Source organism: Kitasatospora sp. NPDC015121, assembly GCF_055562955.1.
Window position 1 is genome coordinate 252396 of the sequence record NZ_JBVHEH010000010.1, and the last position, 20050, is coordinate 272445.

16 protein-coding genes are annotated in these 20050 nt (G+C 76.5%); 10 read left to right on the forward strand and 6 right to left on the reverse strand.

Features of this window, described 5'->3' with window-relative positions; translation table 11 throughout:
• Positions 1-75: 75 nt before the first annotated feature.
• Positions 76-1743, forward strand: a complete 1668-nt coding sequence (locus ACZ3J7_RS17265; RefSeq protein WP_465621536.1) for a translation initiation factor 2 — start codon at positions 76-78, stop codon at positions 1741-1743.
• Between the two features lie 100 nt (positions 1744-1843).
• Here ACZ3J7_RS17265 and ACZ3J7_RS17270 read toward each other — a convergent pair whose 3' ends face one another.
• The 3 genes from ACZ3J7_RS17270 to ACZ3J7_RS17280 form a co-directional block, all read right to left on the reverse strand.
• Positions 1844-2338, reverse strand: coding sequence for a GNAT family N-acetyltransferase (locus ACZ3J7_RS17270; protein WP_465621537.1), 495 nt, complete (start codon positions 2336-2338; stop codon positions 1844-1846).
• Positions 2339-2388: 50 nt separating this feature from the next.
• Positions 2389-3456, reverse strand: a complete 1068-nt coding sequence (locus tag ACZ3J7_RS17275) for a hypothetical protein (protein WP_465621539.1) — start codon at positions 3454-3456, stop codon at positions 2389-2391.
• Positions 3457-3538: 82 nt separating this feature from the next.
• Positions 3539-4057, reverse strand: a complete 519-nt coding sequence (locus tag ACZ3J7_RS17280) for a SigE family RNA polymerase sigma factor (protein WP_465621541.1) — start codon at positions 4055-4057, stop codon at positions 3539-3541.
• Positions 4058-4293: 236 nt separating this feature from the next.
• On the opposite strand from ACZ3J7_RS17280, the gene ACZ3J7_RS17285 reads away from it, so the two are divergent.
• Both ACZ3J7_RS17285 and ACZ3J7_RS17290 read left to right on the forward strand, forming a co-directional pair.
• Entirely contained in the window at positions 4294-4440 is a 147-nt protein-coding gene (locus tag ACZ3J7_RS17285) for a hypothetical protein (RefSeq protein WP_465621543.1), read from the forward strand.
• Positions 4441-4586: 146 nt separating this feature from the next.
• Positions 4587-5837, forward strand: coding sequence for an acyl-CoA dehydrogenase family protein (locus ACZ3J7_RS17290; RefSeq protein WP_465621545.1), 1251 nt, complete (start codon positions 4587-4589; stop codon positions 5835-5837).
• A 41-nt stretch (positions 5838-5878) separates the two neighbouring features.
• On the opposite strand, the gene ACZ3J7_RS17295 is transcribed toward ACZ3J7_RS17290, so the two are convergent.
• Complete coding sequence (locus ACZ3J7_RS17295; RefSeq protein WP_465621547.1) at positions 5879-6736, reverse strand: LysR family transcriptional regulator; 858 nt, start codon at positions 6734-6736, stop codon at positions 5879-5881.
• Between the two features lie 197 nt (positions 6737-6933).
• Here ACZ3J7_RS17295 and ACZ3J7_RS17300 point away from each other — a divergent pair, with 197 nt between their 5' ends.
• From ACZ3J7_RS17300 to ACZ3J7_RS17325, 6 genes are all read left to right on the forward strand, one after another.
• Positions 6934-8592, forward strand: coding sequence for an ABC transporter substrate-binding protein (locus ACZ3J7_RS17300; protein ID WP_465621548.1), 1659 nt, complete (start codon positions 6934-6936; stop codon positions 8590-8592).
• On the forward strand, positions 8589-9590 hold the full coding sequence (locus tag ACZ3J7_RS17305) for an ABC transporter permease (RefSeq protein ID WP_465621550.1): 1002 nt from the start codon (positions 8589-8591) through the stop codon (positions 9588-9590). The genes ACZ3J7_RS17300 and ACZ3J7_RS17305 overlap by 4 nt, the downstream gene beginning before the upstream one ends.
• A gap of 4 nt (positions 9591-9594) precedes the next feature.
• The gene (locus tag ACZ3J7_RS17310; RefSeq protein ID WP_465621552.1) at positions 9595-10431 is read left to right on the forward strand and encodes an ABC transporter permease; all 837 of its coding nucleotides are present in this window, start codon (positions 9595-9597) and stop codon (positions 10429-10431) included.
• A complete protein-coding gene (locus ACZ3J7_RS17315; RefSeq protein ID WP_465621554.1) occupies positions 10428-12299 on the forward strand; it encodes a dipeptide ABC transporter ATP-binding protein in 1872 nt (623 codons plus the stop codon). The genes ACZ3J7_RS17310 and ACZ3J7_RS17315 overlap by 4 nt, the downstream gene beginning before the upstream one ends.
• 59 nt (positions 12300-12358) lie before the next feature.
• Positions 12359-13114: a thioesterase II family protein gene (locus tag ACZ3J7_RS17320; RefSeq protein WP_465621556.1), complete on the forward strand. Its 756-nt coding sequence runs from the start codon at positions 12359-12361 to the stop codon at positions 13112-13114.
• Positions 13115-13275: 161 nt separating this feature from the next.
• Entirely contained in the window at positions 13276-16380 is a 3105-nt protein-coding gene (locus tag ACZ3J7_RS17325) for a helix-turn-helix transcriptional regulator (RefSeq protein ID WP_465621558.1), read from the forward strand.
• Here ACZ3J7_RS17325 and ACZ3J7_RS17330 read toward each other — a convergent pair.
• Positions 16332-17477: an LLM class flavin-dependent oxidoreductase gene (locus tag ACZ3J7_RS17330; protein WP_465621560.1), complete on the reverse strand. Its 1146-nt coding sequence runs from the start codon at positions 17475-17477 to the stop codon at positions 16332-16334. The two genes, ACZ3J7_RS17325 and ACZ3J7_RS17330, sit on opposite strands and share 49 nt — an antisense overlap.
• Positions 17478-17547: 70 nt before the next feature.
• Positions 17548-19023 (reverse strand): MFS transporter, encoded by a 1476-nt coding sequence (locus ACZ3J7_RS17335; protein ID WP_465621561.1) that lies wholly within the window; start codon positions 19021-19023, stop codon positions 17548-17550.
• 150 nt (positions 19024-19173) lie between these two features.
• Between ACZ3J7_RS17335 and ACZ3J7_RS17340 the strand changes: the two genes are divergently transcribed.
• Entirely contained in the window at positions 19174-20031 is an 858-nt protein-coding gene (locus ACZ3J7_RS17340) for a TetR/AcrR family transcriptional regulator (RefSeq protein ID WP_465621564.1), read from the forward strand.
• Positions 20032-20050: the final 19 nt, after the last annotated feature.

The window sequence follows — 20050 nt, forward strand, 5'->3', positions numbered from 1 at the left end:
TCCGGGGGGCTCCGGGGGCTGACCGCGGGTCAGTCCCCGGGGCGGGGCAGGGCGGGACGCGGATAGCATCGGGGCATGCCCGGGGCCGGACGGATCGAGCGGTGCGCCGTGCTGTTGGCGTTCCGGTCGGCGGTGGCACTGCACCGGTTGCTGGACGTGCTGCCGGTGTTCGAGGGCGACCCGCGGATCGACCGGTGGTTCACCGTGGTGCCCGGCTCCCGGTTCGAGGCGGACGCGCTGGCCGCGCTGGACCGGTCGGGCGCCCGGGTGGTGGACTTCGACGAGGCGCGCGGCCGGACGTTCGACCTGGTGCTGTCCACCAGCCCGAAGGGCGCGCTGACCAGCCTGTCCGCCCGCAACCGGGCGCTGCTGCCGCACGGCGCCGGGTTCAACAAGGCGTTCGGGGACGAGGGTTCGCCCGCTCTGCCGTCCGGCCTCGATCCGGCGTTCCTGCTCGCCGACGGCGAGCCGTGGGCCGACCTGCACGGCCTCGGGCACCAGGAGCAGCTGGTCCGGCTCACCGAGTTCTGCCCGCCGGCCGCCGCCCGCGCCGTCGTGGTGGGCGACCCGACGCTGGACCGGATGCGGCAGTCCACCGGCCGCCGCGAGACGTACCGGGCCGCGCTCGGCGCCGACGGGCGGACCCTGCTCGCGGTGCTGACCACCCACGGCCCGGAGAGCCTGCTGGCGCGCCGCCCCGACCTGCCGCTGGAACTGGTGCTCGGGCTGCCGGTGGACGAGTACCGGGTGGCACTGGTGGTGCACCCCAACGAGGTCAGCAGCCGGGGCGCGCTCGACCTCGCCGAACAGCTCCGCCCCGCGCTGCGCGCCGGACTGCTGCTGCCCTCCGCCCACCAGGAGTGGGCGTCCGTGCTGGTCGCCGCCGACGCGGTGCTCACCGACCACGGCTCGACCGCGCTGTACGCGGCGGCGCTCGGCCGCACCCTGGTCCTGGACGGCTACGGCGGCGGGACGGAACTCCTCCCCGCTACGCCGATGGCCCGGCTGCTGGACCGCGCCCCGCGCTTCACCCGCACCGCCGACCTGCCCGCCCTGCTGCGCGACGCCCGCGCCACCGTCCCGGACCCGGCCCGGTTCGCCGTCGACGCCTTCGCCCGCCCGGACGAGGCGCTGCCGCTGCTGCGCGCCGAGCTGTACCGGCTGATCGGCCTGACCCCGCCGCGCACCCCGTTGACGCCCGAACTGCTGCCCGACCCGCGGCCCGCCGCGTCCGGCGCCGTCGCGTCCGGCGCCGCGGCGCTCGCGGTCCGGGCCGAGGTGGACGGGCGGCGGGTGCGGATCGCCCGCTACCCGGTCGCCACCGACCTGCCGGTGCACCACCTGGCCGCCCGGCACGGCGCGGCCGGACTCGCCGAACAGCGCGGCTCCGCCGTCCTGTGGCAGCGGCCCGGCACCGGCTGGTCGGCGGCGGGCTGGGCGGCGCACGTCCTGGACGAACTGCCGTCCTGCCGGGTCGCCGCCGCGCTCCTCTCCCCCGAACGCTGCCTGCTCGTCCACCGCCGGCACGGCGCCTTCGCCCTCGACCTCGCCCCGCACCGCGCGAACGGCCGCCTGGACCGGGTCGACCCGGCCGCCGCCGCCTCCGCCGCCTACGCCTGGCTGGTCGCCCACCCCCGCCCGGCCACCCACCCCCCGGTCGAACTCACCTGCACCGTCGGCCCGTCGACCGTCCCCCTGACCCTACGGACCGCCGACCGGAACGACCTCGACGCGGAACTCTGACCCCACCCCGCCCCCGCCCCCGCCCCGCCGGCGCTACGGCGTCACGCCGCAGGCCGCTTCGCGGAGGGCGGCGGCGCGGGCGCGGTGGGCGGTGGGGTGTTCAGCCGGGGGTGAGGGGGTGTTCGAGGAGTTCGTCCGGGGTGTCGAAGCCGTGGCGCCGGTAGAGCGGTGCGCTGCGTTCGGACGGCCAGACCACCAGGGTGTCGAGGCCGTGGGCGCGCGCGTAGCCGGTCGCCTCGTCCAGCAGGGACCGGCCCAGGCCGCGGTCGCGCCGCTCGGGGGTGACGTAGAAGTTGGTCAGGTAGCCGAGGGCGTCGGGGTCCGGGTAGGGGCTCGGGACCTTGTCCACCAGGCACAGGAACACGTGGCCGCAGATCCGGCCGTCCACCTCCGCGACCCAGGCGCGCCAGGGCCCGGCCAGCCGGGAGCGCAGCCACCGCGTGCACGCGGCGACGAACTCCGCTTCGTCCTGCGGGGCTCCGTCCCCGCCGTCCTCGATCTTGAACCGTCGGCGCAGGGCCGCCAGCGCGGGCGCGTCCTCGGGTCCGGCCCGGCGGATGACCGCGTCGTTCGTGTTCGCGTCGTTCACGTCCATGTCGGCACTCTCGCAGGTCGGGGGGACGGAGCGGAACCGCCTGTCACCGGTCAGCCCTTGACGGGCAGGACGTAGGCGTCCCAGAGCGGGCTCTCGGCGATGCCGCGCCAGGTGGTGAGGTCGAGGGGCGGCTTGTCGCGGGCGCCCGGGGGGACGCCGGGGACCTCTCCGAGGGAGTCGAGGGTGCCGCAGTACTGGGTGAAGTCGAGGATGGTGCCGTCGACCCGCCAGATCACCACGCGGTAGCTGTAGAGGCCGGTGGCCTGGGAGTCGTCCATCTCGACCATCTCCCAGGTGCCGGTGTCGCGGTAGCCGGCGAAGCAGGCGGTCTGGTGGTTGCCGCCGAGGCCGCTGTCGAGGCCGCAGTGGAAGGGGACCTGGTCGGGGCGCGGCGAGAGGCCGTCGTCCGGGAAGGGGATGTCGGCGTGGCGGAGGGTCAGTTCGAGGCTGACCGGGCCGGCCTGGTCCTGGTACTTCAGGAAGACGGTGGAGCCGCCGGGGGCCCGGTCGGCCCGGTGGCCCTGGCTCGGTGTGAGGTTGTCCTCCAGTTCCGGCAGCATCGCCCGCAGGTTGCCGAGCACCGTCGCGTCGCGGAACTCGAAGACGATGCCCTTCGCCGGCGGGGCCTTCACCCCCCTGTAGACCGGGGCGGTGGGGGCGGACAGTGGCTGCCAGCGCACCCGGCCGTCCGCGTCGACGGAGCGGGAGGGGAGCGGCCCGGGGGTGAACGGCCCTCCGGGCGAGGAGGACGGGGGGGCGGCGGTGGTCGAGGAGGGGGACGGCGGGACGGACGGCGTCTGCCCGGGCGGCTGTGGGGGCTGGTCGACGGACGGGGGGGCGGAGGGCAGCGGGTCGGCGGCGCCGGTCAGGTGGGCGGCCGGGGCGACGCCGGCGCCGCTGTCCGGGGCGGCGTCGAGCAGCGGCAGGCCGATGTTCGCGCCGGCCAGGGCGACAGCGGCGACGGCGAGCGTCGTTCCGGCGATCCGCAGCCGCCGGGCGGTCTGTCGGCGGCGGCCGCGGCGGCTGCTCTCGGCGACGATCACCGCGACGGGCACGCTCAGGTCCCTGACGCTCGTCTCCATCAGGGTGGAGAGTTCAAGGTCCAGGTCCGGGTCCAAGGTCGGCGGCCTTCCGTGCGGGCAGGTGGGTGACGGGGGGCGGGGTGGGAAGTGGCGGGGGCGGGCGGGTCGGGGTGGCGGGTCAGTCCTGGAGCAGCAGGGCCCGGTCGGGGCCGAGGATGGCACGCAGCCGGGCCATCGAGCGGGAGTTGAGGCTCTTGACCGCGCTGACGGTGATGCCCATCGCCTCGGCGGTCTCCTCCAGGCTGTAGTCCTCCAGGTAGCGGAGCACCACGGCGGCCCGGTTGCGGGGCGGGAGTTGGCGCAGCGCGCCGATCAGGGTGAGCCGGAGGGCGGCGGCGCTGCCCTCGTGCGCGCCGATCGTCGGCTCCTCGGGGAACTCGTCGACGGCGAGTTCGCTGGAGCGCCGCAGCCGCCGGTGGGAGAGGTAGCAGCGCAGCAGGACCTTGCGGGCGTACGCGTCGAGGCCGGCCTCGCCGTCCCCCCGGCGCAGCCGGCCCCAGACGGGGTAGAGCTTGGACAGTGCCGTCTGCACGAGGTCCTGCGCCTGGTGCCAGTCCCCGCACATCAGGTACGCCAGGTGGAACAGGCGGCGTGCCCGGCTGGCCGCGAACTCGTCGAAGTCGAGCCCCTCGGTCATGTGGTCCCCCGGATGGAAAGTTTTCGTCGACGTGGGGAAGACACGTCGCGGGTGGGGCGGCCGGTCGCGCCCCGGGTGATCAAGATTGGGTAACGGGACGTCAGGCGGGTTCGGGCGCCGGGTCGGTGACGGCCCGCCGGACACCGGGCGGCCGGGTGACCGATAAGCGTCGGCGTTCGGTTCCGATCACAAGTCGGCGGTGGACGGGGGCGCGGGCGATCCAGCAGACTCGGGGCATGTCCGGGAACGTGTGTGCGGTGATCGGCGGCCGGTGTGCGGCCGCGGTGTTCGCCTGCCCGCGTCTGTCCCCCGCGTCGGCGCCGCTGCTGACCAGCCGCCGTGCCGTCGACTTCGGGTTCGTCGGCTCCGCCTGCTGTCGCTGAGTCCGGCCGTCCGCGCCGTTCCCCCGCCTTCCTCCTGCCCCTGACTCCGGTCCGGCCGCCGTGCCGTCCGGCCACCGCGGCCTGCCCGCCCGGTGCCGCCGGCCGGTCCTGCCTCCCCGTGCCCCCTGCCTCCCCGAGGACACGCCATGACCAGCACCGCCCCGCCCGCCGGCGACCCCGCGGCCGCTCCCCTTCCGACGTCCTTCCCGGCCGCCGCTCCGGCTCCGGCCGGGGGTTTCCGGCTGCCGAAGCCCGACCTGTCCCGGCTGGACGAGATCACCTCGGCGCTCGCCGACACCGCGGGCGAGTACGACCGGACCGGCGAGTTCCCGCACGCGGCGATCCGGTTGCTGCACGAGGCGGGGCTGCTGACCGCGACGGTGGGCGAGGAGTGGGGCGGGCCGGGCGTCTCGTTCGGTGACCTGGCACGGATCCTGCTGGCGCTGGGACGGGGCGACACCTCGGTGGCGCTGATCGCCACCATGACGCTGGTGCCGCACGTGCTGGCGCCCGGCCGCCCGTGGCCGGCGGCGCTGTACCGGCGGATCCTGGCCGAGTCGGCCGAGCGGCCCACCCTGCTCAACCACGCCCGGGCGGAGCCGGACTCCGGGCCGGGCGGCGGCACGGTGGCCCGCCGCACCGCGAACGGCTGGGCGATCACCGGCCGCAAGCGCTTCGTGACGGGCGCGGAGGGGCTGGCGTACTTCCTGCTGTGGGCGGTCACCGACGAGCCGCAGCCCCGGCTGGCGGTGTTCGTGGTGCCGGGCGGGTCGCCGGGCATCGAGATCCTGCCGACCTGGCGGCAGCTGGGCATGCGGGCGACGGTCAGCCACGAGGTGGTGTTCACCGACGTGGAGGTCGGTCCGGACGACCTGATCGAGTTCGACGGCTTCGACGCGCCGCGCCCGGCCGGCGGCGGCCCCGCGCCGGACCAGGAGCACGCCAACGCGATCCTGCTGATCTCGGCCTCGCTGTACCTGGGCGCGGCCCGGGCGGCGCAGGACCACGTGCACCACGTCGGGTACACCAAGGTGCCCAGCCAGCTGGGGCGGCCGGTGGGCGTCACCGAGCGGTTCCGCCGGACGGCGGGCGAGATCGAGGTGCTGCTGTCGACGGCCGAGCAGCTGGTGTTCGCGATCGCCGGGAAGCTGGACCGCGGCGAGGTGGTGTCGGGGGTGGAGGCGCTGGCGGCGAAGGTCGCGGTGATCCGCGACCTGACCCGGGCGGTGGAGCTCGCGGTGCGGCTGCTGGGCAGCTCCGCGCTGTCGCAGACCGGCCCGCTGGAGCGGATCTTCCGCGACGTGCAGGCGGCCGGGGTGCACGCCCCGCAGGAGGACGCGGCCCTGCTGGCGATCGGCACGTCGGCGCTGAACGACTACGGGCAGCGGTTCGCGTGAGCCCCCGGCCCGCCGTCGTCGCCGCCGCCCGGCTCCCCGCCCTAGGGGCGGGGGGCCAGGTTGTCCAGCGCGCTGCGCAGCACCCCGGTCAGCTGCTCCGGGGCGCCGGCCCGGTAGCGCAGGTAGAGGGGTTCGGGCGGGACGGCGGGCAGGTCGCGCAGTCGGACCAGCCCGGGCGGCGGCGGGCCGTGGTCGGCGAGCAGGGCGACGCCCAGCCCGCCGCGCACCGCGCCGATCACGCCCGCGAGTTGGGCGGCTTCGGCGATCACGGTGACGGCCCGGCCGTCGGCCCGCAGCGCGGTCAGCGCGCGGTCGCGCAGCACGCAGGGGCCGTCGATGGCGACCAGCGGGACGGGCGTGCCCGGGTCGGGCACGCCCCAGTCGGGGGCGGCGAACCAGGACAGCGGGACGCCGCCGGCCACCTCGCCGGGGCGGCCGCCGTTGTCGCCGATGAACACGGCGGCGTCGAGCGCGCCCTCGTCCAGCGCCTCGTGCAGCCGACCGCCCCGGTCGAGCCGGAACCGGACGGTGCGGCCCGGGAGTTGGCTGGTGACGGTGCGGGTGATCGCGGGCAGGACGCCTTCGGCGACGTGCTCGGTGGAGCCGATCAGGTAGCCGCTCTCGGCGGGTTCGGTGACGCCGAGCCGCACCAGCGCCTCGTCGTGGGCGGCGAGCACCCGGCGGGCCTCGGTGAGGGCGAGCTCGCCGGTGGCGGTGAACCGGATGCCGCGGCCGCTGCGCTCCACCAGGGCGTGCCCGAGGGTGCGTTCGAGGCGCCGGACGTGCTGGCTGACGGCGGACTGGGAGATGCCCAGGGCCGCCGCGGCGCGGTGGAAGCCGCCGTGGTCGCCGATCGCGGTGAGGCTGCGCAGCGCCCCGATGTCCAGTGTCGCGGTCATTCGCCGAGGCTAACAGCGCGGAACCGCGACAGGGCAGGGCGCTGTACCCGACGATCGGTCAACTTTCTCTGACAGCAGGCTTCTTGGCTCCGGCGCAGGTCGGAGGCATGTCATCAGAACGCAACACCCGGAAACAGCGGGCGCGTTCGCACGGCACTTCACGCGGTACGTGAGATCAGTACGGAGGAAAGATTCCCATGCGCATTCCCAGACCCGGCCCGGCCCGGGTGTTCGTGCCCGCCGTCGTCGGCGCCCTGCTGCTGACCGGGTGCTCCGGCGCGAAGGGCGGCGGCGGGGCTTCCGCGGACGCGGGCAAGCCGGTGGCCGGCGGCACGTTGACGTACGCGGTGGACACCGAGCCGGTGTCCTGGGACCCGCACGTGTCGACCCAGGACCTCACCGCCGAGTTGCAGCGCCAGGTGTTCGACTCGCTGGTGTCGGAGGACGCCGAGGGCAAGTTCCACCCGTGGCTGGCCACCTCCTGGGAGGTGGCGCCGGACCTGAAGAGCTTCACCTTCCACCTGCGCACCGACGTGAAGTTCCACGACGGGACGCCGTTCGACGCCGCCTCGGTGAAGGCCAACTTCGACCACATCGTGGCGAAGGACACCAAGTCGCAGTACGCGGCGAACCTGTTGGGCTCCTACACCGGCACCACGGTGCTCGACCCGGCCACCGTCCGGGTCGACTTCGCCCAGCCGTCCGCGCCGTTCCTGCAGGCCGCGTCCACCACCTACCTGGGCTTCTACTCGCCGAAGGCGCTGGCCGACAGCGCGGCGAAGCTCGGCCAGGGCGGGGCGGCGGACGTCGGCACCGGGCCGTTCAGGTTCGTGTCGTACAGCAAGGGCCAGGAGGCGGTGTTCGAGAAGAACCCGGCCTACCAGTGGGCGCCGCCGACCGCGAAGCACACCGGTCCGGCGTACCTGGACAAGTTCGTGGTGCGGTTCCTGCCGGACGCCTCGGTACGGGTCGGCGCGCTGAGCAGCGGGCAGGTGCAGGTGGTCAAGGCGGTGCCGCCGCAGAGCGTCGCCTCGGTGAAGGCCGACTCGAAGCTGAAGCTGCTCACCCAGGCGCAGCCGGGCGGGAACTACAACCTGTGGCTGAACGGTTCGCTGGCGCCGCTGGACGACCAGAAGGTCCGGCAGGCCGTGCAGCGCGGCATCGACGTCGAACTGGACGTGAAGTCCGTGCAGTTCGGGCAGTTCCCGCGCGCCTGGAGCCCGATCTCGGCGACCACCCCGGGCTACGCCAAGGAGCTGGAGGGCTCCTGGCCGTTCGACCAGTCGCTGTCGAACAAGCTGCTGGACGAGGCGGGTTGGACCAGCCGGGACGGTGACGGCTACCGCACCAAGGACGGCAAGCGGCTGACCCTGGTGTGGCCGCAGCTGACCGCGACCGCCACGCAGCAGAGCCGCGACATCCTCGGCCAGGCCTTCCAGGCCGACCTGAAGAAGATCGGCGTGGAGGTGCAGCGCCCGGCGCTGGACGTCGGCGGCTACTCGACCCTGGTGTACGGCGGCAAGGCCAACATCGTCGACCTGGCCTGGGCCCGGTTCGAGCCGGACGTGCTCTGGCTGTTCCTCAACTCCGGTTCCGATCCTGCCAAGGGCGGCATCAACGCGACCTTCCTGCCGGACGCGCAGCTCGACGAGTGGACCAACGCGGCCCGGGCCACCCTGGACGCCGGCCAGCGCTCCGAGCTGTACACGAAGGTGCAGAAGCGGGCGGTCGAGCTGGCCACCGTCGTCCCGGTGTACACGCCGTACGCGCTGACCGGCGCGTCGGCGAAGGTCGGCGGGCTGAGCTTCGACTCGGACACCTGGCTGAGCTTCTACGACACCTGGCGCACCGCGTGACAGCGGTGCACCCGGGCCCCGCGACGGCGAAGCGGCCGTCGCGGGGCCCGGCCCCGGCCGCGCTGCTGCGGTGGCTGCTGCGGGCGCTGCCGCGCCGGCTGGCGGGGGCGCTGGCGGTGCTGTTCGGCGCGGCGACGCTGGCGTTCGCCGCGCTGCAGCTGATCCCGGGCGACCCGGTGGCGGTGCTGCTCGGCCCGTCGACCACCACCTCGCCGGAGGTCCGCGAGCAGATCCGGCACCAACTGGGCTTCGACCAGCCGGTGTTCAGCCAGTACCTGCACTTCCTGGGGCAGCTGCTGCGCGGTGACCTCGGCCAGTCGTACCAGTTGCAGCGGCCGGTGGCCGGGCTGGTCGGCGAGCAGCTGGGTCCCACCCTGCAGTTGGTGGGTGCGGCGGTGCTGCTGGCGCTGCTGGTGGCGGCCGTCTCGGCGGTGGCCACCGCCGGGCGGCGGCCGGGGCTGCGGGCGCTGACCGGGGCGTGGGAGCTGGTCGCGGTCTCCACTCCCTCGTACTGGCTGGGCCTGGTGCTGCTGACGGTGTTCTCCTTCCACCTGCGCTGGTTCCCGGTCGCGGGGGCGGACGGTTTCGGCTCGCTGGTGCTGCCCGCCGTGACGCTGGCGCTGCCGCTGGCCGGGACGCTCGCCCAGGTGCTGCGCGAGGGCCTGGAGGCGGCGCTGGCGCAGCCGTTCGCGGTGACCGTACGGGCCCGCGGGCGCGGGCGGACGGCGCTGGTGGTGCGGCACGCGCTGCGGCACGCCGCGGTGCCGATGGTGACGCTGACCGGCTGGCTGACCGGCTCGCTGCTGGGCGGGACGGTGCTGGTGGAGGCGGTGTTCGGCCGGCCCGGGGTGGGCGCGCTGGTGCTCGGCGCGGTCAACAGCCGGGACGTGCCGGTGGTGATCGGCGTGGTGCTGTTCTCCGCGCTGGCGTTCGTGGTGATCTCCGCGGTGGTGGACGCGCTCTACACCGTGCTCGACCCCCGACTCGGGAGCAGGTGATCCGGTGGCCTCCCCCACTTCCTCGACCACGGTGCGGCGGCCGCCGTGGGCGGTGCTCGCGGCCGGCCTGCTGCTGGCGCTGATCGTGCTGGCCGCGCTCGCGCCGGGCCTGTTCGCCTCGGCCCCGCCGACCGCCACCGACCCGCTGAACGCCCTCCAGGGGCCGGGCTCCGCCCACCTGCTGGGCACCGACCAGCTCGGCCGCGACCTGTGGTCCCGGCTGGTGCACGGCGCCGGGCCGGCGCTGTCGATCGGCTTCGGGTCGACGGTGATCGCGATGGCCGGCGGCGCCGTGCTGGGCCTGGCGGCCGCGCTCGGCGGGCGCTGGGCCGACCAGGTGCTGATGCGCGCCGCCGACGTGCTGCTGGCGCTGCCCGCGACCCTGCTGGCGCTGCTGGCGATCGCGGTGCTCGGCACCGGCACCGGGAACCTGGTGCTCGCGCTGGGCTTCGCCCTGGTGCCCGGCTACGGCCGGATGGTGCGCTCCGAGGCGCTGCTGGTGCGCCGCTCCGGGTACGTGGAGGCGGCGGTGGCGCTCGGCGTGCCCCGGCCGCTGCTGGTCCTGCGGCACGTGCTGCCGAACTCGCTGGCGCCGCTGCTGACCCTGGCGACCGTCGGGTTCGGCACCGCGCTGATCGCGGCGTCCGCGCTCAGCTTCCTCGGCCTCGGCCCGCGCCCGCCGTCCCCCGAGTGGGGCGCGATGCTCGCCGAGGGCCGGGGCTTCCTGGAGACCGCCTGGTGGCTCGGGGTGTTCCCGGGCGCGGCGGTCACCGTGACCGTGGTCGCCGTCACCGTGGTCGGCCGCCACCTGCAGCAGCGCTTCACCCGGAGGTCCGCATGAGCACCCCGTCCCCCGCGCCGACCGTCCCCGCGGCGGCGGCCGCCGTTCCCCCGCTGCTGGCCGTCGACGACCTGCGGGTCGCGTTCGGCGGCGTGCCCGCGGTGCGCGGGGTCTCGCTGCGGCTGGAGCGCGGCGAGTGCCTGGCGCTGGTCGGCGAGTCCGGTTCCGGCAAGAGCGTCACCGCCCGGACCCTGGTCGGCCTGACGGGCCGTCAGTCCTCGGTGCAGGCGGGGCGGTTGGAGTTCGACGGCACCGACCTGCGGAGCCTGGACGAGCGCGGCTGGCGGGGGGTGCGCGGGCGCCGGATCGGCCTGGTCCTGCAGGACGCGCTGGTCTCGCTCGACCCGCTGCGCACCGTCGGCGCCGAGATCGGCGAGGTACTCGGCCTGCACCGGCCCGCGCCGCGCGCCGAGACCCGGAAGCGGATCCTCGGCCTGCTCGCGGACGTCGGCGTGCCCGAACCGGAGCGCCGCGCCGCGCAGTACCCGCACCAGCTCTCCGGCGGCCTGCGCCAGCGCGCGCTGATCGCCTCCGCGCTGGCCGGCGGCCCCGAGCTGCTGATCGCGGACGAGCCGACCACCGCGCTCGACGCCACCGTGCAGGCCCAGGTCCTCGACCTGCTGGGCGAGCTGGTCGCGGGCGGCACCTCGCTGCTGCTGATCAGCCACGACCTGGCAGTGGTCGGCCGGCTCGCCGACCGGGTCGCCGTGATGTACGCGGGCACCGTGGTCGAGCAGGGCCCGGCCGAGCGGGTGCTCGGCGACCCCCGGCACCCGTACACCCGGGCGCTGCTGGCCGCCGTGCCGCGCCGCGAGCGCAAGGGCGGCCCGCTGTCCGTCCGCCCCGCCCCCGCGCTCGTCGGGGCGGCCGGGCCGGACGGCTGCCCGTACGCGGCGCGCTGCGCGTTCGCCGAGGAGCGCTGCCTGGTCGCGCTGCCGGAACCCGATCCGGCCGGGCCCGATTCGGCCAGGCACGATCCGGCCGGACCCGACGCGGCCGGGCACGGGGTGCGCTGCTGGCACCCGGGCGGGGAACTCCCGCTCGCCGCGCCCGTGTTGCGCGAGCCCGCAGCGGCGGTGCCGGTCGCGGACCGGCCGGTGCTGCTGGCGGCGGAGGGCCTGGAGAAGTCCTACCGGGGCCCGGACGGGTCGGTGCAGCAGGTGGTGCGCGGGGTGTCGTTCCAGGTCGCGGCGGGCGAGACGCTCGGGCTGGTCGGCGAGTCCGGCTCCGGGAAGACCACCGTCGCCCGGATCGCCCTCGGCCTGCTGGAGCCCGACGCGGGCACCGTGCGCTTCGCCGGCGAGCCGTGGTCCGGCCTGCCCGAGCGGCGGCGGCGGGAGCGGCGGCGGCTGGTGCAGACCGTCCAGCAGGACCCGCTGGGCTCCTTCGACCCGCGCCACGACGTGCGCCGGATCGTCGGCGAGGCGCTGGCCGCGACCGGCCTGGCGCGCGCCGCCCGGGAGGCCCGCACCCTGGAACTGCTCGACCAGGTCGGCCTGCCCGCCACCGTCCTGCGGGCCCGCCCCGGGCGGCTCTCCGGCGGACAGCGCCAACGGGTGGCGATCGCCCGGGCGTTGGCCGTCGAACCGCGGCTGCTGGTCTGCGACGAGCCGGTGTCGGCCCTCGACGTCTCGGTGCAGGCCCAGGTGCTCGACCTGCTCACCGAACTCCAGCGGGAACTCGGCTTGGCGCTGCTTTTCATCTCGCACGACCTGGGTGTGGTGCACCATGTGAGTGACCGGTTGATCGTGATGAAGGACGGCGCCGCGGTAGAGAGCGGCGACGTCCACGAGGTCTTCGACCGGCCGCAACACCCCTACACCGAACGGCTGTTGGCCGCCGTCTCGGGCGGCGTCCGGGTCGACTGACCCGCCGTCCGTCCGCGCCGGACGAGCAACCGCCCACTGATCGAAGGGAGTTCCCCCGCATGACCGCGGAGGACGACTGGCTGCGCCGCTACCACCCCCAGGAGCCCGGGACGCCCCGACTGGTGTGCTTCCCGCACGCCGGCGGGACGGCCACCTTCTGGCACCCGCTGTCCGCGGCGCTCCGCGGCCGCGCCGAGGTCACCGCCCTGCAGTACCCGGGCCGACAGGACCGGTACGCCGAACCGCCGGTCGGCGACCTGCACGAACTCGCCGACCGGATCGCCGAGGTGCTGCTGCCGGACTGGCTGCCCGAACCCCCCGCGCTGCTCGGCCACAGCATGGGCGCGCTGCTCGCCTACGAGACCGCCCGGCGGCTGGCCGAGGCCACCGGACGGGAGCCCCGGCTGCTGATCCTCTCCGCCCGGCGCGCCCCGCACACCGTGCGCGCCGACTCCGCCCTGCACGACGCGTCCGACGAAGAGGTGATCGCCCACCTCGCCACGCTCGGCGGCACGGTCGGCGCCGTCCTGGAGGACCCGGAGCTGCGCGCGCTGTTCCTGCCGCCGCTGCGCGCCGACTACCGGGCGGTCGAGACCTACCGGTACCGGCCCGGGCCGCCGCTGGAGTGTCCGGTGACGGTGCTCACCGGCGACGCGGACCCGCAGGTCACCGCGGACGAGGCGGTGGCCTGGGCCGGACACACCACCGGCCCGCTGGAGGTCCGCAGCTACCCGGGCGGCCACTTCTACCTGACCGCCCACCTGGAATCCGTCGCCGCCCTGATCGGCGACCGCCTCACCGTCGGCGTCGCCTGACGACCGACCTCCGCCCCGACCGACCGTCCGCCGCGGAGCCTGCGCCGCCCCGCGGCGGACGGGCACTCTCCCCGGACAGCGCGGTCCGGCGGGCCCGGCACACCCCCCAGCGACAGCACCGGGCGGCGACCCCGCCCCGACCTGACCCACCGGGAGCAGAAGTGACCCCTGCCGAACGCCGTCCGGACTCGCCCACCGAGGCCACCGAGGCCACCGAGGCCACCGCCCCCGAGGCCACCGCCGGGGCCGCGGCCGTCGCGCTGGTCGAGCGCGCACCGCACCTCGCGCGTTTCGCCCGCCTGCTGGACGACTGCCGGAACGGCTCCGGCGGCGTCCTCGCGGTGACCGGCCCCACCGCGTGCGGGAAGACCGAGCTGCTGCGCGCCCTAGCCGCGCACGCCGAACGGCACGGCGCCGCCGTGCTGACCGCCACCGGGCGCTGCTCGGAGCGCTCGGCCCGGTACGGCGTGCTCCGGCAGCTGCTGCGCGCGCCCCGGCTGCCCGGACCGGTGCGGGCCGCGGCGGCGGCGCTGCTGGCCCGGTCGGAACGGGACGAGGCCTGCGCGGCCGACCCGCCGTCCGCCGGGCAGGTGCCGTCCCGGGTGCACCAGGAGCTGTGGCAGCTGTTCGCGGCGGGCGCCCGGCGGGTGCCGCTGGTGCTGGCCGTCGACGACCTGCGGCACGCCGACCCGGCGTCCCAGCTGGTCCTGGCGCGGCTGGCGGCGCTGACCCCGCAGGGCCGCGTCCTGCTGGTGGCCACCGAGCCCGACCCGCCGAGCGACCCCGCCGCCGACCGGGACTGGTGGGCGGCCCTGCTGCGCCTGCCGCACCTGGCCCGGCTCCGGGTGGACCGGCTCTCCGCCGCCGGCACCGGCCTGCTGCTGGCCCGGCTGCTGCCCGCCCCGTCCGCCGGGACCGCCGGGACCGCCGATCCCGTTCCACCTCCCCCGCCCGTCGATCCCGGCCCGTGGCACCGGCTCACCGGCGGCAACCCGCTGCTGCTGCGCGCGCTGGCCGAGGACGCCGCGCCCGGCGATCCGGCGCCCCGGCCCGGCCCGGCCTTCGCCCTCGCCGTCCGGGACTGCCTGCACCGGGCCGGGTCCGCCGCCGCCGAACCGGCCCGCGCCCTGGCCGTGCTGACCGCCTCCGGCTCCACCGCCCTGCTCCCCCAGCTGCTGGACCGCCCCGCGCCCGGCCCGCACCCCGCCCTGGGCGCGCTGGCCGCCGCCGGCCTGGCGGTCCACGGCACCGGCGGCGACGGCACCGGCGGCGGGGCCGACGGGACCGACGGGGGCGGTGCGGACGGCGTGGACGGCGGGTGGCGGCTGCGCGGCCCGGCGGTGGCCCGGGCCGTCCTGGACGGCCTCTCCGACACCGAGCGCACCGCCCGCGAACTGCGCGCCGCCCAGCTGGTGTACGAGTCGGGCGGGGCCGCCGAGGCGGTCTCCGGGCACCTGCTGGCGGCCCGGGACGGCTCGGCCGACTGGGCCGGGCCGGTGCTGCGGGAGGCCGCGTACGCGGCGCTGCGGCGGGACGACCCGGGCTTCGCCGAGGCCTGCCTGGCGCTGGCCGCCGCCGCGGACCCGGCCGACGCCGAGGTGGTGCTGGCCCGCGCCCTGGTGCGCTTCCGCAGCGACCCGCGCTCGGCGTACCGGCACGTCCGCGCGCTGGCGCACCGGCCCGAGCAGCTGACCGACGGCCAGCGGGTGACCACGCTGCGGTCCCTGCCCTGGCACGGCACCGAGGACGAGATCACCCGGTTGGCGACCTGGCCGGAGCCCGCCGACGCGGTCGGCCGGGACGACCTGACCCGCGCGCTGGAGCAGGTGCGGGCGATCTCCCCGCACCTGGTGCCGCCCGGCCGCCCCTCCCCGCCGCCCGGCCTGCCGGTCGGCGAACCCCAGCAGCGCTCCGCCCTCGCGCTGCCCCGGGTGCTGCGCCAGGGCGCCGCCCCCGACGACCTGCGCACCGCCGAACTGGTGCTCCGCACCACGCCGTTGGAGGACAGCACGTTCGGTTCGCTGGTCTCCGCGCTGCACGTGCTGCTGTACGCGGACCGGGCCGACACCGCCGAACCGTGGTGCGCGACGCTGCTGCGCGAGGCCACCGCGCGCCGGATCCCGGTCTGGCAGGCCCTGTTGGCGGGGGCGCTGGCCGAGATCCGCTGGCGCACCGGCGACCAGCGCTCCGCCGAACGGCTCTCCGTCCGCTCCCTGGAACTGCTCCCCCCGGACGGCTGGGGCATCTGGGTCGGCGCCCCGCTCTCCGCGCTGCTGCTCTCCGCCGCCGCGCTGGGCGTCCGCCCCGACGCCGAACGCCGACTGCCGGTCCTGCCGGGCCGGTTGACCCGCTCCCGGTACGGCGCGCAGTTCCTGTACGCGCGCGGGCGGCACCGGCTGGCAGCCGGCCAACCGGACGCCGCGCTGGAGGACTTCGGCCGCTGCGGGCGACTGCTGATCGACTGGGGCTTCGACGTGCCCTCCTTCCTGCCCTGGCGGGGCGACGCGGCCCGCGCCCTACTGGCCCTCGAACGCCCGCAGGAGGCACGGCAGTTGGCGGCGGCGCAGCTGGCCCACCCGGCGGCTGGCGCGCCGCGCACCGCCGGCCTGTCGCTGCGGGCGATGGCCGCCTGCGAGCCGGACCCCGCCGACCGGGTCGCGCTGCTGACCTCCGCCGCGGCCCGGCTCGACGGCGTCGACCTCACCGAACACGCCTGGGCACTGGCCGAATTGGGCGAGGCCCGGAGTGCGGCGGGCGACCCCAGGGCAGCCCGGGAGGCGCTGCGGCAGGCCCGCGAACTGGCCGAGTCCGCCGGGCTGCGTCCGCTGCTGGAGCGGCTGCGGGAGAACGCGGCGGACACCGACGAGTGGGGCCTGAGCGCCTCGGAGCGGCGGGTCGCGGCGCTGGCGGCGGCCGGGCACTCCAACCGGGAGATCGCCGAGCGGCTGTTCGTCACCGTCAGCACGGTCGAGCAGCACCTCACCCACACCTACCGGAAGCTGCGCGTCAAGGGCCGGGCGGAGCTGGCCCGTTCGCTGGCGCTGGGCCCGGGGTCGGGGCCGGGTTCGGGGCCGGGTTCGGGAGCGGGGGCTCCCGGTGGTGCCACCGAGCGTACCGGCGAACGGGGTGGTGACCGGGGCGGCGGTGACCGGGGCGGTGACCGGGGCGGTGGTGACCGGCCCGCCGGGCGGCGGGCCGGGGTGCGGCCGACGGGGGCTCAGGGGGCGCCGAGGCCGAGCCGGTCGCGCAAGGTGCCCTCGGCGTAGGCGGTGCGGTAGCGGCCGCGGCGCTGCAGCTCGGGGACCAGGCCGGTGGCGATCGCGGGCAGGTCGTGGGCGGTGGTGGCGGGCCGGAGCCGGTAGCCGGTGAGGCCGGCGGCCTGCCACTCCTGGAGCAGGTCGGCGAGTTCGGCCGGCGTCCCGGCGAAGATCCGGGCGTCCGAGGTGTGTGCGGTGCCGAGCGTCTCGTCGAGCCGGTCGCGCCGGTCGGCGGCCGCGCCGGGCTTCTCGTCGAGGTGCACGAGCAGGTCGGCGAAGACGTGCACGGTCCGGTCGGCCCGTCCGGCGGCGGCCTGTTCGGTGCGGATCTCGGCGACGGTGGTGCGGACGTCCTCGGCGGTGTGCGGGGTGACCGCGACCACGTCGGCGGCGCGGGCGCCGTACCGCCACGGGATCAGGATGTGCGCGAGGGTGAACACCACCGGGTGGCCCTGCGGCGGGCGGGGCGCGGTGGACGGGGCGGGGTCGAGTCGCCACTCCGCGGCGGCGGCCGCCGCTTCGGCGTCCGGGGCGTCCGGGTCGGCGAACCGGGTGGGGGCCAGCGGGCGCAGCAGCGCCTCGTCCTCCACGCCGTCCCACAGCGCCCGGACGACCGCGACCACGTCGGCGGCGCGGTCGAAGATCCGGGCGAGCTGGGCCTGCACCTCGGGGCTGAACAGCGTCTCCAGCGGGATCGGCTTGTCCGGGCTGAGCTGGGTGCGCACGCCGGCCCGGCCCGCGCTCAGGTGGTCGAGGCTGGCTATCGCCTTGGCGACCGGCGCGGGCCGCGCGGTGTTGAGGACGACGGTGGGGATGACGCCGAGGTGCCGGGTGCGGGCGGCCAGCGCGCCGGCCAGGGTGAGCGCGTCCAGGCGGCGCAGGGTGTGGCCGAGCCGCCGGTCGAGGTCGTCGCCGGGCCCGGGCAGCCGGGAGAGCGGGTCCTCGACGGTGACGAAGTCCAGTAGCGCGGCCTCCGCGGTGGCGGCCTGCCCGGCCCAGTGGTCGAGGGTGAACTGCGGTGTGCCGTCCGGCTGGTGGCGGGCGGCGGGGTGCCAGCCGGCCCCGTCGAGGGCGGCGGAGAGGTGCAGGTGCTGCGGTGTGCTCACGTGCGGTGCCTTTCGGGGTGGGTGGCGCGTCCGGGGTTCGTTCCGGGCGCGCCGCTTCTCTGACGTTGCGTCAACTCTTGTTTCCCGCCGTGTCCTTGGTCGCGGCGTCGGCGGTCCGCCCGGGCGCGGCCGGGCGGGGGATGACGAACAGGCCGATCAGGACGGCCAGCGCGCTGAACGCGGCGGCGGCCGTCACGGCGGTGGCCAGGCCGTGCGCGAGGTCGGCCCGGGTGGGGTCGGCGGTGCCGTGCACGGCCCGGCCGTAGAGGGTGGCCAGCACGGCGACGCCCAGCGAGAGGCCGACCTGCTGGACGGCCTGGAGCAGTCCGGAGGCGGCGCCGGTCTCCCGGGGCGCGAGGCCGGCCAGGACGGTCGTGTTGAGCGGGACGAAGCCGGTGCCGAGGCCCGCGCCGAGCAGCAGCAGCGGCCCGAGCAGGCCGCCCCAGTAGCCGGTGCCGGGGCCGGTCGCGGACAGCCAGAGACTGGCGGCGAGCAGCAGGGCGGCGCCGGTGACGATCAGCGCCCTCGCCCCGTACCGGGGGATCAGCCGGGGCGCGTTGCGGGCGGTCAGGAACTGGGCCAGCGCCAGCGGCAGGAACGCCGGCCCGGCGGTCAGCGGGTGCAGGCCCAGGCCGTCCTGGACGTACAGCGACAGCAGGAAGTAGGTGCCGCTCATCGCCGCGAACAGCAGCAGGAAGACCGCGTACGCGCCGGAGCGGTCGCGCCGGGCGAACAGCGACAGCGGGACCAGCGGGGCCGCGGCCCTGGCCTGGCCGTACACGAAGCCGGCCAGCAGGGCGGCGCCGAGCAGCAGCGCGGCCACGGTGCCGGTCGAGCCCCAGCCCGCCGAGGAGGCGTGGACCAGGCCGTACACCAGGGCTGTGGTGCCTGCGGTGGAGGTCAGCGCGCCCGGTACGTCGGGGCGTCCCGGGTGCCTCTCGGTCTCCGGGAGGTGCCGGTACGCCAGCAGTACGGCGGCCAGGCCGATCGGCACGTTGACGAGGAACACCAGCCGCCAGGAGAGCGTGGCGAGCAGGCCGCCGAGGATCAGCCCCAGCGTGATGCCGAGGCCGGCCACGGTGGAGAACACGCCCAGTGCCCGGGTGCGGGCGGGCCCCTCGGCGAAGGTCACCGCGATCAGCGAGAGCGCGGCGGGCGCGGCGAACGCGAAGCCGACGCCCTGCAGGGCGCGGGCGGCGACCAGCAGTCCCGCGTTCGGGGCCGCGCCGCCGAGCAGCGAGGCCGCCACCACCGTGAGCAGCCCCCCGGCCAGCGTCCGGCGCCGGCCCAGCAGGTCGCTGACCCGGCCGCCGAGTAGCAGCAGGCCGCCGAACGCGAGCGAGTAGGCGCTGAACACCCAGGCCAGGCCGCCCGGGGAGATGTCCAGGCCGGACTGGATCCGCGGCAGCGCGATGTTCACGACGTTGCCGTCGATCGCGACCATCAGCTGGCAGGTGACGATCACCGCCAGGGCCAGGGCGCCGGCGCCGTGCGGCGCGGGCGGCACTCGTTCGACCACGGACGGATTCGGGGCGCGGGTGGTCATGACGTGCTCCTGGAGCGCGGGGCGAGGGAAGCGCCGAGGGTTCGACCGCGGTCGACGCTTGTAGACTTTTTCATGGTAGGGACGCCCGGAGAATAGGTCAACGAGCGTTGAAACACGGCCGCAACAGTGGCCCGCCAGCAGGAGGCCGACGTGCCCGCACCCGAACCGACCGCCGCACCGCCCTCCCCACCGCCGCCTTCGCCGTCCCCGCCGGTCGGCACCGGCACCCGACGGGTCCGCAGCCAGAGCCGGCAGGCGATCCTGGCGGCGGCCCGCGAGCTGTTCTCGGACCTCGGCTACGAGCAGACGACGGTGCGCGCCGTCGCCCACCGGGCCGGGGTGGACCCGGCCCTGGTGATGAAGTACTTCGGCTCCAAGGAGGGCCTGTTCGACGCGGTCTCGGAGCTCGCCCTCTCCTTCGGCGGCGCGCTCTCCGGCCCGCCCGAGCAGCTGGGCGAACGCCTGCTCGCCCACGTCCTGGCCGACGTCGACGGCCGCCCCGACCGCAGCATGCCGGTGCTGCGCTCGATGCTGACGCATCCCCAGGCGGCCGAGGCGGTGCGCTGCGCGGTCGCCGACCCCGGCAACAGCCCGGTCGCCGACGCCCTGACCGGCGAGGACGTCGAGCTGCGGGCCACCCTGGTCGGCACGGTCGTCCTCGGCCTGCTGGTCTCCCGCTACCTGCTGCGCGTCCCGGAGGTCGACGCCGCCCCCGCCGAGCGGCTGACCGCCTTGCTCGGACCGTGCCTGCGCCCCCTGCTCGCCACCCCTGCCACCGGCGCCGACGGCCCTGCTACCGGCGACCCGCTCCGGGAGCTGGCCGCCGCCGAGGCCGAGCGGCTGGCCGCCGCCGACCGCGTGGACCGGGCGGCCCGGGCGGCCCTCGCCGCCGGTGCGTCCTTCGGCGAGGTGGGGCAGTCGCTGGGCATCACCCGCCAGGCCGCCCGCAAGCGCTGGCCGCGCGAGGAGCCGCGGTCGGCCGTCCGGGCCACCGTTGCGACAACCTGAGTTGTCGATCATCTTCACC